Source organism: Microcoleus sp. EPA2, assembly GCA_020882975.1.
Classification (GTDB): domain Bacteria; phylum Cyanobacteriota; class Cyanobacteriia; order Cyanobacteriales; family Microcoleaceae; genus Microcoleus.
On sequence record JAHRFD010000002.1, the window covers coordinates 322,969 to 337,653 of the forward strand.

A 14,685-nucleotide genomic window follows, 5' to 3' on the forward strand; every position below is an offset into this window, starting at 1 on the left:
TATGTCAGTTACTATCTCTAAAAAAATGTGCATGATCGGCGATTTTGGCGTGGGTAAAACCAGCATGATCCGCCGTTTTGTCGATCGGCAATTCAGCGACCAGTATCTGTCCACCGTAGGAGTAAAAATTTCTCGCAAAAGCATTGTATTAGAAAACAGCACAAAACAGGAAATTGTCACAGCACAGTTGCTGATTTGGGATTTAGAGGGGCATACAAAATTCAAAGGTATCGCCCCGACTTATTTGCAGGGAGCAGGCGGCGTTTTAATTGTTGCCGATGTCAGCCGCTCAGAAACTGTTGAGCGAATTTCCGAACACATTAAGCTTTTTTCTTCAGTCAACCCAAAAGGGTCAATAATCATCGCTTTGAACAAAGTAGACTTGATAGACGAAGAAAAATTAGCACTGCTAGTGGAAATTGCCCATTCCATAGGTCAAGATAAAGTAGTCGCAGTTTACACAACATCTGCTAAAACGGGCAAAGACGTCGATGAAATTTTTCATAAACTAGCTTACACAATGGTAGAACAAGTATGATCAATATTTTTAGAAAGCTGTTAGTCCCCCAAGAAACTGAATATTTTGTGATTAATCACAATTTCATTATCGAGGAAACTTCCTCAGCCGTGCAGCGGTTTGCCGATACAGCGGGCGAGGCTTTACCCGGTGTGGATGCCCGCATCTGTTTTCCTGAATTAATTGGAGTTGAAAATATCCTCACATCTATAATTATCGGACAGAGGTCAAGTTTTCAAGTCAAGGGGATTGCTAGGTTTACCGACAATAATCATCCTTTATATTTCGATCTGTTAGTAATTGAACATGAAAACAACGAAGAACAAGAAGAAGAAGAACGACAAAGTAAATTACTAATTTTGATTGAAGATTCCACCGAAAAAATGGTAATGAAGCAATCATTAATCCAAAGAGCTAATGAGGCAAATCTTTTAGTGAGAGCCTTAGAAGCTTCGAGAGATTACATAGATAAAGTAATTATATCTATGGGGGATGCTTTGTTAGTCACAACCACCTTGGGCATCATCAAAACAGTAAACCAATCAGCTCAATTGTTGTTTGGGTACACCGAATCAGAAATTGTCGAACAGCCTTTGTCCATGATTGTCGTGGAAGAAACATTGCTTTATCAAGCACGCCACCATTATATTTTGTCTCAAGAAGAATTAGTGAGAGAATTGGAGGTAGTCTGCACGACAAAAACAGGAGCAGAAATTTGGGTAGAATTTTCCTGTGCGGCGATTCAGACGGAACTGAAGGGGCTATATGATTTTGTGTACATAGGTAGAGATGTTACAGAACGCAAGCAACAAGAAATCGAAATTCGTCGGTCTTTGGCAAGAGAACAGGAACTCAGAGACGTAAAATCTCGCTTTTTTTCGATGCTTGCTCACGAATTTGGCAATCCTTTAAATACAGTATTGTTTTCTACTCAAATTCTCAAAGAATACGGCGATGAAATTACAGCCAATGAGAAAAAAGAATACCTAGAACACATTCAATCAGCATCTAAACACATGGCTCAGCTATTAGATGATGTTCGGTTGCTTAGTAGTGCAGAAGCAGGGAAATTGAAATTCAATCCCACACCAGTTGACTTGAAAAGTTTTTGCAACGATTTAGTAGAATCTATCAAAATTAGCTTCGGCAAAAATCATGCAGTTTGTTTTATTTACAGGCGAGTAATGTCGCGGGTGAGATTAATTAATAAATCTTATGATGAGAGCAAAAAATTACCCGCAATGGATAAAAAATTGCTGCGACACATATTGACAAACTTGTTGTCAAATGGTATTAAGTATTCGCCAATCGATAGCAATGTTTATTTTGAGTTGCATTGTTATGATGAAGAAGCTATATTTAAAATTAAAGATGAAGGAATTGGCATTCCTATAGAAGACCAAGAACAACTGTTTGAATCTTATTACCGGGCTCAAAATGTAGGTAAAATACCCGGTACTGGACTAGGTTTATCCATAGTCAAGCAGTGTGTAGACTTGCACGGCGGTCAAATTGAATTTTCCAGCGAAACAGGGTTAGGTACTACTTTTATAGTGACCATTCCATATTACAAATCAAAGCAAATAGATTAATCTCAGATTTCTGGATACCAAGGGCGCATTTACTACTAAAGATCCCAAATGAAAACCCTGTTACAAAAACTATTGGTTCCTCACCACCTGGAGTACCTAGCACTAGATAGAGACTTTTTAATTCAAGAGACATCTGCCAATGTACAGCGTTTTGCCTACTGTGACGAAATAGTATCGGGAAATGATGTCCGCCTTCACTTTCCAGAATTGGTAGGAACTGAAGAAATTTTAATCGATATCTTTGAAGGACGTTTGCCAAATTTTGATTTAAAAGCGATGACGCGGGTTTTAGAGGATAACTCGCGACTGTATTTTGATATGTATATCGTCGAATTCAGAAATGATGAAAGTCATCAAAGATTAATTATATTTTTTGAAGATGTAACAGACAGGATGGGTTTAGAACAAACTCTTGTTCAGGCGACCAATGAAATGAATATTTTATTGAGTACCTTAGCAGCTACTAACAATTATGTGGAAAAAATCATTACTTCCATGGCAGAAGTTTTGTTAGTGACTACCGCCAGTGGAAAAATTAAAAAAGTTAATCAAGCTGCTCAAAATTTGTTTGGTTACAGTGACTCGGAATTAGTAGGACGACAAATAAATGCGATCGCTCCCATAGGTCAATCTTTACACGATCTCAGTAAACAAGGTGAATTGGTTCAAACGAAGGGGGAAGTAATTTGCACTGCAAAAACAGGTGAAAAGCTAACATTGGCTTTTTCCTGTACCCCTATTCCCAGTGATATTAAGAGTATTTCTGATGGGACGACAGAGCTCAAGGATTTCCTGTATATCGGTAGAGATATTACAGATAGAAAGCGGGCTAGCAAGCGAAAAGTAGCTCAATATGTCACCACGCGCATACTCTCGGCATCGGAAACAATCAAAAAGGCGATCGCCGCAATCCTGCCTGTAATTTGCGACAGTTTGGGATGGGATACCGCCGAACTCTGGATGCCAGAAATAGGTGAAAAGCTAATGTCAGTAACTAAGAGAAAAGTTCCGATTTCCGATCCAAATCTGCTCCGGTGTGTGGCAAATTGGACAAAACGTTCAATGTCTATTCGCGAATTTGTAGAAGTTGCAGAACAAACTACCTTTGCAATGGGGGAAGGATTACCGGGGCGCGTTTGGGCCACTGGTTCCCCTGAGTTGATTAGAGATATAAGTGAAAGTGACAAGTTTTACCGCCGAGAAATTGCGGGTAGATCGGGATTGCATGGAGCTTTTTGCTTCCCAATTTTGGGCGACTACGAACAGGAAAATTCTACCCGGTCAATTTTGGGTGTCATCGCTTTTTTTAGTTGCGAGGTGCAGTGCTACGATGAAGAATTGCTCCAGACTATGGCAACAATTGGCAGCCAAATTGGTCAATTTATTAAGCGCAAACAAGCAGAAGCAGCCTTGCGAGAAAGTGAAGAACAACTGCGAGACTTATTTGAAAATGCTAGCGACTTGATTCAAAGTATTGGAGCAGACGGTCATTTTTTGTACGTCAATCGGGCTTGGCGAGAAACTCTTGGGTACAGCGAAGCAGAAATTGCTAAAATGACAGTATTTGATATCATTCACCCCAACAGTTCCCCTGATTCTCTTCACATATTCGATCTGGCAATTCGCGACAAAGAAATAGATGAAAATACTTTTTATCCAGATTCGGTAGAAGCAATTTTTGTAACCAAAAAATATCAACAAATTTTGTTGGAAGGTAGTATAAGCTGTAAATTTGCTGATGGTCAGCTAGTGGCAATTCGCGCGATTTTGCGAGACATTACTGCTCGCAAACAAGCTGAAGATGCTTTAGCCCAATCTGTCTCCCTGCTGCAAGCAACTTTTGATTCCACTGCTGACGGGATTTTAGCCACCGATCGCACGGGAAAAATAGTCAGTTTCAACCGAGAATTTATAGAAATGTGGGGCATTCCCGATGAAGTGATGGCACTGCGATCGGACGCACAAATGGTGGCTTTTGTCCTCAACCAACTGAAAGATCCCCAAGCATTTCAAGAAAGAATAGAATCACTTTACGAGCAGCCAGAAGCGGAAAGTTACGATTTGTTAGAATTTCAAGACGGCAGATTTTTTGAACGCTACTCTGAACCGCAGCGACTGGGAGATGAAATCATCGGCAGAGTTTGGAGTTACCATGACATCACCGAACGCAAGCAAGCAGAAGATGCCCTCCGGGAAGAACAAGAAAAATCCGAAAAACTCCTTTTAAATATTTTGCCAAAGCCCATAGCAGAAAGGCTTAAACGAAATGAAACTACTATTGCAGAATACTTTCCTGAAGTTACCGTTTTATTCGCAGATATTGTGGGTTTTACACACTTGTCTACCCTGATGAATCCCATCGATCTGGTGGAGTTGCTCAACCAAATTTTTTCCAGCTTTGACCTGATTTGCGAACGGCTGGGGTTAGAGAAAATTAAGACTATTGGCGACGCATATATGGTAGTAGGAGGATTGCCTGAGCCTAGGGCAGACCATGCCGAAGCGATCGCCCAAATGGCCCTGGATATGCAAACAGAAATAGCCCGATTTAATGCTCAAAATAACAAATATTTTAGCATCCGCATCGGTATCCATAGTGGCCCAGTCGTGGCGGGAGTAATTGGTATCAAGAAATTTATTTACGATTTGTGGGGCGACACGGTTAATATTGCTTCTCGCATGGAATCTCACGGTTTGCCTTGGCGAATTCAAGTGAGCGAAGCTACTTATAATTTATTAAAACACAAATACTTATTCGAGCGGCGGGAAACTATTCATGTTAAAGGGAAAGGGGAGATGACAACTTATTTAATTATAGGCGAAAAATAAATTTAGTTATTGGTTCTTGGTTAGTGGTTAGTGGCGTCGCCCTGAGCGAAGTCGAAGGGTTATTGGTTATTGGTTAGTGGTTATTACTCATGGGTTAACTAACAACTAACTCTTGGATGATGCTTCGTCGCTCAGGGGATCGCCACGAACTACTAACTACTGAGTAAAACTATTGCTAAAATTAGTGGAGAAACCCAAACAGGTCAAGATTAATGGAACTTGCCAATGTACCGATATTTTTATCATCACATCTAGAAACGATCGATCGCCATCCTCTAACAGTTGCACCAGAAACTAGCTTGATGGATGCGATCGCCCTGATGAGTCAGGCGATAAATAGTGATGATCTAACTAATTCACAACCCATTGTCAATTCCAGTAAAACGGCAAAACCATCCAGCGGTTGTGTCTTAGTGATGGACGGAAATCAGCTCGTTGGAATCCTCAATCAAGGAGATGTGGTAAATTTAATTGCCACAAAATCTCGTTGGCAAGAAACGAAAGTAGCCGATGTCATTCAGGAAAAATTTATTACTTTAAAAGCTTCAGAATTTACCGATATATTTACAGCGATCGACCTATTTATTCAACACTCTATTGACCAATTACCAATTATAGATGATGCAGGTCAATTAGTAGGTTTAATAACTGAAAAAACCCTACGATTAAAAATTTACAATCTGGCACAAAAGTCGCAACCCGAAGTGGTACAGCATTTGGAAACACCCTGTGAATGCTTAGAAAACAAGTCAGAAGTCGATCGCCCATTTCCAGAAACAGCTTTGCAACAAATCAACGCGGAGTTAGAACAACGAGTTCATCAGCACAATGAAAGCTACGAAATGGCAGTATTAGCAGGCAAGTTAGTCGAAGAAAAACTGCGAAACTCCGAAGCAGAACTGCGAGCACTTTTTAATGCTATGACTGATATTGTACTGGTGCTTGATGCCGAAGGTCGCTATGTCAAAATTGCCCCCTCTGCTCCCCAACTTTTGTACAAACCTTCTGAAGAAATGCTGGGAAAAACTGTTGCTGAAGTTCTGCCAGCAGCAGAAGCCAAACTCTGGCTCAGCTACATTGAGCGCACCCTGATAACTCAACAGACAGAGAGAATCGATTACACTCTGCAAATTGGTGGTAAGTTAATCTGGTTTGAGGCAAATATTTCGCCCTTCGGCTTGGAGCGAGTAATTTTGGTAGCACGAGATATTACTCAGCGCAAATTGACAGAAGTTGCACTGCAAAAGAGCGAGGACAAGTTTCGCAATTTATTTGACGATGCTCCCATCGCGCTGAGTTTGGCAAGTGTGGGGGACTTTCGCATGGTTAAAGTGAATGATGCTCACCGCCAGATGTTTGGCTACAGTGACGAAGAGTTGGTGGCAATGAGTTTTGCTGATGTCACTCACCCGGAAGATTTAGAAGCAGATTTAAAGCTGGTTAAGCAGCTTATAGATGGGGATATTCCTCGGTTTCAAATTGAAAAACGCTGTGCTAAAAAGAACGGCGAATTGATGTGGGTGAAATTGACGGTGACACTGATTCGGGATGTTGATGGCAGCCCCCTGTATACTATGGGTGCGATCGAAGATACCAGCGATAGTAAGGGCTCAGAATTGCAATTACAGCAGTTGAAAGAACGGTTACAATTTTTGCTGGCTTCTAATCCAGCGGTAATTTTTACTGTCTCGCCAGAAGGGAATTTTGCTACTACTTATATTAGCGATAATGTGAGGTCCCTTGTCGGTTATAACCAGGCAGAGTTTTTAGTTGATACTGGGTTCTGGCTTAGTCATATTCACCCTGAAGATATCAGGCTATTTTTAGTGACTTTATCAGATTTATCGGTGGAAACAAATCGCTGTTGTGAGTATCGTTTTTTGCATAAGGATGGAATTTACCGCTGGCTGCGGACGGAACTGAAGCTATTAGTAGACTGTCGGGGAAAACCGATTGAAATTATTGGGTATGCAGCCGACATCACTAATTCTAAATATGCGGAAATAGCTTTACGGCAACAGTTCGAGCAAGAGCAACTTGTGGAGGCGATCGCCCGTCGGGTCCGCCAATCTTTGCAATTAGAGGAAATTCTCAACACAACCGTGGCTGAACTTCAGCAAGTAGTTTTAGCCGATCGCGTTTTGGTGTATCAAATTTTACCCGAAGGTCGTGGCAAAGTCATTGCTGAAGCCGTGGCGGAGGGATGCAGTCCACTGATGAATAGAGTTTTTTCCGAAGAGATTTTTAGATCGGAAAATTACCCGACTTATGTGCGTGGTCTCTTTTGCGATCTATCCGAACAAAAAGGGCGCGGGATTACACATGATTTAGTAGATTTCATGAAAGAAATTGAAGTTAGAGCAAAATTAGTCGTGCCCATTTTTCAGGTAAATCAACTCTGGGGATTGCTAATTGCTCAGCAGTGCGAGCGGCCCCGTGAGTGGCAAGAATGGGAAATAAATTTATTTCAGCAGTTGGTGAATCAATTGGCGATCGCCATTCAGCAATCTCTGCTTTACCAGCAACTGCAAGCCGAATTGAGCGAGCGCAAACAAGCTGAAGATCGATTAAAAAAATCTCTGAAAGAAAAAGAAATTTTGCTGAAGGAAATTCACCACCGTGTCAAAAACAACCTCTGCGTAGTGGCTAGTCTGTTAGAACTCCAATCTGACATCGTTGGCGAGCGACAACTAGCTAAGATGTTTGAAGAAAGTCAGCATCGTCTTTATTCTATGGCTTTGATTCATGAAAAACTCTATCGGTCTAAAAATTTGGCACAAATTAATTTTGGCGAATATCTGGAAGACTTGGTAACTAACTTATTTAATTTTTACAATATTAGCGACCATCGTATTCAGTTGCAGGTATTAGCGGAACCTATTTGGCTAAATATTGAAACGGCGACTCCCTGCGGTTTAATTGCTAATGAATTAGTGTCAAATACCTTGAAACACGCTTTTCCCGATCGCACAAATGGTACGGTTAGTGTAGAATGCTATCAAACAGGCGATCGGGAAATCCACCTCATCGTCAAAGATAACGGCAAAGGTTTTCCCAAAAGTTTTAATTTCAAAAAAACTAATTCTATGGGATTTCAAGTTGTCTGCACTTTAACCGAACAGCTAGAAGGAAATATTGAGCTCTCAGGAGAAATAGGCTCTACTTTTCATTTAAAGTTCAGTGAATTAAAATATTTTAAAAGGCTTTAGCATCATGGAAATTTCTGAAAAAAATATTAATATTTTGATTGTAGAAGACGAACTTTTAATAGCTAAAAACTTATCCAATAAATTGGAAAACTTGGGTTATAAAATAGCCGGTATTGTTTGTTCAGGAGCCGATGCCATCGAGCGTGCTGGCGAAATGAAGCCAGATTTAATTTTGATGGATATAGTCATTAAAGGTCAAATAGACGGCATAGAAACAGCAACGATCATCAATCAAAAATTAGATATACCAATTATCTATACAACTGCCTATGCAGACGAAGAAACTTTGGAGCGAGCAGAAAATACTGGTTCCTACGGCTACCTCCTCAAACCTTTTAAAGAAAGAGAGCTACACGCCACCATCAAGATTGCATTGAGCAAACATCAAGAAACGGTTAAAATGCAACAAGAACTTGCATTCTTTGCGGCCAAAAGCGAAAACGAATCTCGTTTTTTAGCCATGGTATACCATGATTTAAATACTCCCTTGACTACCATACAACTCTCCGCTGAAATGCTGGAGGATTGCGATTTTTCGGGTCGTATACTCACAGCCAGCAAGACGGTAGAACGCATTAAAAAAGCTGCGATTAATATGAGTGAATTGCTGGAAGATATTTTAATGATAGCCAAAGCAGATTCGGGGAAAATTTTGCTGAACTTAAAGTCGGTTAATCTGGTAGATTTGTGCTATCTTATATTAGATGATATGCAACCGATAGCTACTCAAAAACACGTCATAAACTTTCGGAATCAACAAAAATTGTTGTACGCGAATGTCGATGCCAAACTACTGCACCATCTACTCACAAATTTGCTGTCAAACGCGATTAAATATTCTCCCAATGGCGGTGAGGTGTCTCTAGAATTAAGCAGCCAATCTCAGCAAGTCATTTTTTGCATTCGCGATGAAGGAATTGGTATGACAGCGGAAGATATAGGTAAATTATTTCAGAAGTTTGAACGGGGTGGTAATGTCAGCAATATTAAAGGTTCGGGGTTGGGACTTTGTATTGTCAAACACATTGTTGACCTCCACGGCGGTACCATAAGTGTGGAAAGTGCGATCGGTAAAGGTAGTACATTTACTGTCGCACTGCCTTTTTATAGTTGAGTGTTGACTAAAGAACAATAGGCCAGCCCCCGGCCTGTTTTAGTAATAAAAAAATCTTGTTATTAATGTTATTTGAGCTGTTGTTGCTGCACCAAAAATCAACAATTAAATAAAATATTTTATTTAATGTAGCTTTCTGCCTTCAACCTAGAATCAAGGCTCTACCTATAGATAGAGACTAGCTGCGATCGGCATAACGGAAACTTCCACCCCTTGAGAGATGTAGCATCAGGGATATTTTTCGTTCAATAGTATCAATTACTGTTACCAACATCCAATTAAGAAATACCAGAGAGGATCTATGAGCATCGACAAACCCAACGAAACTAAAGATATTTTCCGCAGTGCCAATCCGGGAGATCGCATTTCCGACGAACCACAAACCATCGAAGAAAAAGCCCAGCAACTCGCAGTAGACCACGTTCCAGACATAACTGGAGATATAGTTACAGTTCCCACTTATGTCATCGTCGAAGAGCCGGATGGGGAAAAGAAAGCCCTGCACCACGTCAAAGACGCTGAAGAAATTTCCGACGTAATTCGGCAGGCCCGCGTTGACGAAAATGGTGAGCGAATTTGGGATTAAATTCAATCAATTTAAAGACGAGTTTTTTAACCAAAGTTATCTGTAGCAATCATGGAAACAAATCAGAGAAACACTGCCCCTTTCCCCAATATTCCGCCCATTCTGGAAACTGACGATCGAGAATATCTCGATGGTGGCATAGTGAGTACAGTTTCAGTCGCAGGCCATCCGCTTCACCCAGTGCTGATTGTATTTCCCGTAGCCTTCTTGGTAGGAGCAGCCGGTACTGACATCGGCTACTGGCTCACAAGCGATCCATTTTGGGCAAGAGCCTCAGTTTGGCTCATCGGTGCCGGTTTCGGTGCGGGCATTTTGGCTGGGATCACCGGTTTTTTAGACTTTTTTAAAATAAAAAGAGTGCGCGAGCGTAGTGCTGGCTGGTTGCACATGGGCGGCAACGTCGCAGCTTTGGTACTTTCCCTGATTAACCTGGTTTTGCGACAAGGAAACCCAGAAACAGCGATTGTACCAACAGGTTTAGCAATTTCCATTGTCGTTGCAACCTTACTGGGGGCTACAGGCTGGTTTGGTGGCGAACTCAGTTTTCGTCACAAAGTCGGTGTCATCGGCCCTACCAGCCGCAATCAGTAGGTTTTGTGAAAAATATAGTCCTTCTCAATTATCAAATTGAGGAGGACTATATTTTTGAGGTATCAATTTCTTGAACTTCCCAAGAGTTAACTTGGCCAGCCCCAAGCAAGGAAAAATAGCGCCTAGTAGATTCCGGCAAAATCGCCCCCGCTAACACAGTTGTCATTTTTGGCAAACCAAGATATTATTTAGCAACAGACCAACTTTAACACGGTTATGAAAGCAAGATTTCGCTACAGATTTTACCCAACCAGCCAACAGCAGCAGAGCCTCGCTCAGTTGTTCGGTTGCGTTCGCGTAGTCTGGAACGATGCACTTGCGCTCTGCAAGCGGTCAGACAAAAAGCCAAGTTCGGCAGATTTGCAGAAAATCGTCATAACTGGGGCTAAGAATACCGAAGAAAGGGCTTGGCTAGGAGATGTGTCGTGCGTTCCTTTGCAGCAATCGGTTGCCGACCTAGATGTCGCTTTTAAGAACTTTTTCAACTCCTGCAAACGAAAGAGAAAGGGACGTAAAGTTGGATATCCTAAGTTCAAGAAAAGAACCAGTAGTCAGTCAGCACGTTTTAGGGTTGGAGGATTTTCTCTCAAAGGTGATGGGATTTATTTAGCCAAGATTGGGATTGTCAATCCAATATGGTCTAGAGAGTTGCCATCAGAACCTAGCTCGGTCACGGTAATCAAGGACTGTGCGAATCGCTACTTTCTGAGCTTTGTTGTAGAAATTCAACCAATTGCATCTGAAGCTAAAAATCCAAGTATCGGGATTGATTTAGGAATTAAAACCTTTGCGGTAATGAGCAATGGTGAAAAAGCCGAAAGCCCTAGCTATAAAAAGTTAGACCGGAAAGTTCGCAAACTGCAACGCAAATTAGCTCGTCAACCTCATGATTCTAGAAGAAGGAATGTAATCCGCATTAAGATTGCGAAACTGCACAATCAGATTACCGATACTCGCAAGGATTTCCTCCACAAATTGTCAACTAAAATAGTCAACGAAAACCAAGTTATTATTTTGGAAGATTTGAACGTGTCGGGCATGGTCAAGAATCGGAAACTTTCAAGAGCGATTAGTCAGCAAGGATGGAGAGAATTTAGGACACTTTGCGAGGGCAAGTCTGAAAAGTTGGGCAGGGAATTCAATGTGATTAGCAGATGGGAACCCACCAGCCAAGTCTGTTCGGACTGTGGCTTTAGGTGGGGCAAAGTCGATTTGTCTATCCGCTCAGTGCTTTGCCTAAGTTGTGGTACCAAGCAAGATAGAGATGAAAATGCTGCTAAGAATATAGAGAAAGTCGGGATGGGGAATCGCCACGACTATAAACGGGCGCAGAGGGATTGTCAGACTATGAAAGGTAGCAGAACCCGATGAAGCGTCAACAATCACCGCTCATGAGAGGCCGGTGAGTATTTCAAATATCAACTTATTGCTTAACCTGTGGGATTAATTAATTTTTAACTTCAGGCGCACTTTGCCGCCTACTCCTGCGGGTGGTTTCCAGGAAGTTAAAGCTTCCTGGAGATGCTTAATTGGCTCAGCGGCTTGTAGCGTCGAGGCTCCATAGTCGATCGCCACTCGCACCACCCGGCCATCTTGTACCCACAATTCCCAAACCGTCTCCCCAGTAACCCCAGTCGGTAACATCACAGATTGCAGGTATTGAGTCAAAGCAGCAATAGCCGACACATCCAACCCTTCGACACTAGCTATTTGCAAAGGAGAAGTGCTTGGCTGCTGGGGTTTCAACTCCCGGTAACTGGGTTTCGCCACTTCCTGAAGTGGTGCCGATCGTGCTTCCCGGCGAGTTGGGTTGACACGGGAACCACCGCCTCTAGTTTGCCCGATCGCCTCGTCCGACTCAAAAATACCTTCATAGCTCATCCCCTGTGGCAGTTCTACAGGCACTTGCACTCGCCGACGCGATCCATCTGGTTCCACCCGCACTTCTGAGCTCACAGCCACAAACGCGGTGTATTCCGACAGCAAGCCATAGCTCAAAGCAGTATTAGTCACTGATTCCACCAGAGATTTAGTCTCGCCACCAAACATTTGATTCATCAAATCCTGAATCCGCGATCGACCCCAAAGTTGAGCGATCGCCAGATTGCCAAAATCCAGATTAGTCGTGACAACTGAATTTGACTCCCGTTGGCGAACATTGACAGAAGGAGCAAAATTCACGGGTAAAATCTGCTCGTAAACTTTGCCGTCAGCTTCAGTGCCGCGGATACGAATTTGGCCACTGGTGCGATCGTTCTGCCGGCCAAACAAAACTAGCGGTGCACTAGCAAACAAATCTGGCACCACCTGGGGATAAATCTCCGCTTTTTCCCCCATTCCTTCCCAACTAATTTGAATATTCGTCAATACCGGACTGTTAATTTGGCGAAAAAACTTTTCTGCTGCGGCCTCCGTCGGTTCATCTTGACGAACTACTTGAGATGTGCCTCTTCCCACTTGGGCCAAACGGTTAAGCAAAAACCGATTTACAGAACCGCCCACACCAAAACTATAGAGTCTATTTCCCGGTTTGAGACTCCGTTGCACCTGGTCGATCGCTTCTTTTTCATTACCAATATAACCATCAGTAATTAGTACAATACTCCGCAACCTTCCGGTTTCTGGAGCCGGAAAATTCATCACGGTTCGGATGCCATTGAGCAATTCAGTACCGCCGTTAGCTTGCAATTTAGCGATATAATCAATAGCTTTTTCTCGATTGAGCTGAGTATTGGCTAAAGGAGTGGGTGAAAGTGCTTTGGCAGTATTGGCAAAATCAATAATTGTAAAAGTATCCTGGGGATTTAAACCTTGAATAAAACGGCGCATCAATTCCTGGGATTTGGCTAGCGGTTCTCCCTGTTGAGAACCGGAAGTATCCATCAGAAACACGACATCTTTGGGTACAATTTGATTAGCTTTGTAATTTAATGCCGGAATCAGATAAGCTGCAAAATGACCGCCTCGCTTGTCAGCTTGAGTCAGGACTGCTGCCTGGGTATTTTCTCCAGCTACTCGATAGCGCAAAATTAAATCTTTATTGGGGATTGTATCAGAATTGGCTAGTTGCACTTGCACAATATTGCCGCTGCGAGAGGTCGTAATTTGATGAGAAGTAGAACGGACATTGCTAATCGGAATTCCGCTATCTATTTCTACATTCACAGCGATATCGTGACCCGATCGCGTTCCTGGAGGCAGTACAGGCGGGTTAATGCGATCGGCATCGGTATTAACCGCCCCCGGCCTGGTTAAAGGGGGGTTGGGGGGGGTCAGATTTCTGGGAATATAGCGAGGCCCCACCACCATCGGAAACACAAATTCATAATCGCCTCCCTCAAACTTGAGACTTTCGGTGTAGCGAATGGTAACTTCTATTTGCTCTCCGGGTTTGATATTTGCCAGAGACTGAGTAAAAATATTGTCCCGTTCTTGTTCCAACAAACCCGCTGTTCTGCCTTGGGTTCGAGCTTTTTCGTAAATTTCCAAAGCTTCGTCTCGTCGTTTGATATCAGATTTGATAGTTCGTGAGCCGATTTTAATTTCCATATCATCCACCGCCGCTTCGTCAGGTAAAGGAAACACATAAACAGCTTCCAAAGGTTCGGTGAAAGAATTTTCAAACTTCTGAACAACTTCGACGCGGGAGATATTGCCGGCAATTTTAGCTTTAACTTGAGTTTGTTTGAGCCCAAAGACTTGTTCCTGGCCCGGATTTTGACTTGGGACGAACAAACCGCCGACGGGACACCGACTTTGGGGCGAGTATCCGTCGCTACGGCAGTTAACCTCATTTCTAGCCAGGAGTTGTGGTGATGCAGCAGCAGAATGTCCCCCAAGAGCGATCGCCCGTGCTCTATCGGGAGCCAGCCACGCGCTACACTCGATCGCAGCCAGGAGTGCCATACCAGCAGAAAGCAACCGTTGGGCAGATAAAACACAGACAAACTTCATAGCAATTTTTTTAGCAGACTGGAAATGCTCTACATACCATGACCTTAACCTTCGCGAAACGTTCCTGAGTCAGGGATGTGCCAAAAATTACCGACTATGGATCGTGGGGCGATCGAGTCAAACCTACTAAATTGCATCTTTCATCAATTACAGTCCTGGACACATGGGGATTCAAAAACCCGGTTTCTGCGTGAATATTTGTCGAAAAAAAGGACTATTTTTGGAAGAAACCGGGTTTTTTGCGTCCACGACTAAATTAGACAATTAAATAGCTGTACCCACCGCAGATTCAA

Annotated in this window: 9 protein-coding genes; 8 read left to right on the forward strand and 1 reads right to left on the reverse strand. The window is 42.6% G+C overall.

Features of this window, described 5'->3' with window-relative positions; genetic code table 11:
- Position 1 precedes the first annotated feature (1 nt).
- The 8 genes from AAFP14_RS03910 (at position 2) to AAFP14_RS03945 (ending at position 11,809) form a co-directional block, all read left to right on the forward strand.
- Positions 2–538 (forward strand): Rab family GTPase, encoded by a 537-nt coding sequence (locus AAFP14_RS03910; protein ID WP_341730988.1) that lies wholly within the window; start codon positions 2–4, stop codon positions 536–538.
- Complete coding sequence (locus AAFP14_RS03915; protein ID WP_341730989.1) at positions 535–2,109, forward strand: PAS domain-containing sensor histidine kinase; 1,575 nt, start codon at positions 535–537, stop codon at positions 2,107–2,109. The genes AAFP14_RS03910 and AAFP14_RS03915 overlap by 4 nt, the downstream gene beginning before the upstream one ends.
- Positions 2,110–2,157: 48 nt before the next feature.
- A complete protein-coding gene (locus tag AAFP14_RS03920) occupies positions 2,158–4,938 on the forward strand; it encodes an adenylate/guanylate cyclase domain-containing protein (RefSeq protein ID WP_341730990.1) in 2,781 nt (926 codons plus the stop codon).
- Positions 4,939–5,150: 212 nt separating this feature from the next.
- The gene (locus AAFP14_RS03925; RefSeq protein WP_341730991.1) at positions 5,151–8,147 is read left to right on the forward strand and encodes a PAS domain S-box protein; all 2,997 of its coding nucleotides are present in this window, start codon (positions 5,151–5,153) and stop codon (positions 8,145–8,147) included.
- Between the two features lie 4 nt (positions 8,148–8,151).
- Positions 8,152–9,261: a hybrid sensor histidine kinase/response regulator gene (locus AAFP14_RS03930; RefSeq protein WP_341730992.1), complete on the forward strand. Its 1,110-nt coding sequence runs from the start codon at positions 8,152–8,154 to the stop codon at positions 9,259–9,261.
- 301 nt (positions 9,262–9,562) lie between these two features.
- Positions 9,563–9,847: a hypothetical protein gene (locus tag AAFP14_RS03935; RefSeq protein WP_341730993.1), complete on the forward strand. Its 285-nt coding sequence runs from the start codon at positions 9,563–9,565 to the stop codon at positions 9,845–9,847.
- Positions 9,848–9,898: 51 nt separating this feature from the next.
- The gene (locus AAFP14_RS03940) at positions 9,899–10,438 is read left to right on the forward strand and encodes a DUF2231 domain-containing protein (RefSeq protein WP_341730994.1); all 540 of its coding nucleotides are present in this window, start codon (positions 9,899–9,901) and stop codon (positions 10,436–10,438) included.
- A gap of 216 nt (positions 10,439–10,654) precedes the next feature.
- On the forward strand, positions 10,655–11,809 hold the full coding sequence (locus AAFP14_RS03945) for an RNA-guided endonuclease InsQ/TnpB family protein (protein ID WP_341730995.1): 1,155 nt from the start codon (positions 10,655–10,657) through the stop codon (positions 11,807–11,809).
- 72 nt (positions 11,810–11,881) lie between these two features.
- On the opposite strand, the gene AAFP14_RS03950 is transcribed toward AAFP14_RS03945, so the two are convergent.
- Positions 11,882–14,392, reverse strand: coding sequence for a VIT domain-containing protein (locus AAFP14_RS03950; RefSeq protein WP_341730996.1), 2,511 nt, complete (start codon positions 14,390–14,392; stop codon positions 11,882–11,884).
- Between the last annotated feature and the right edge of the window lie 293 nt (positions 14,393–14,685).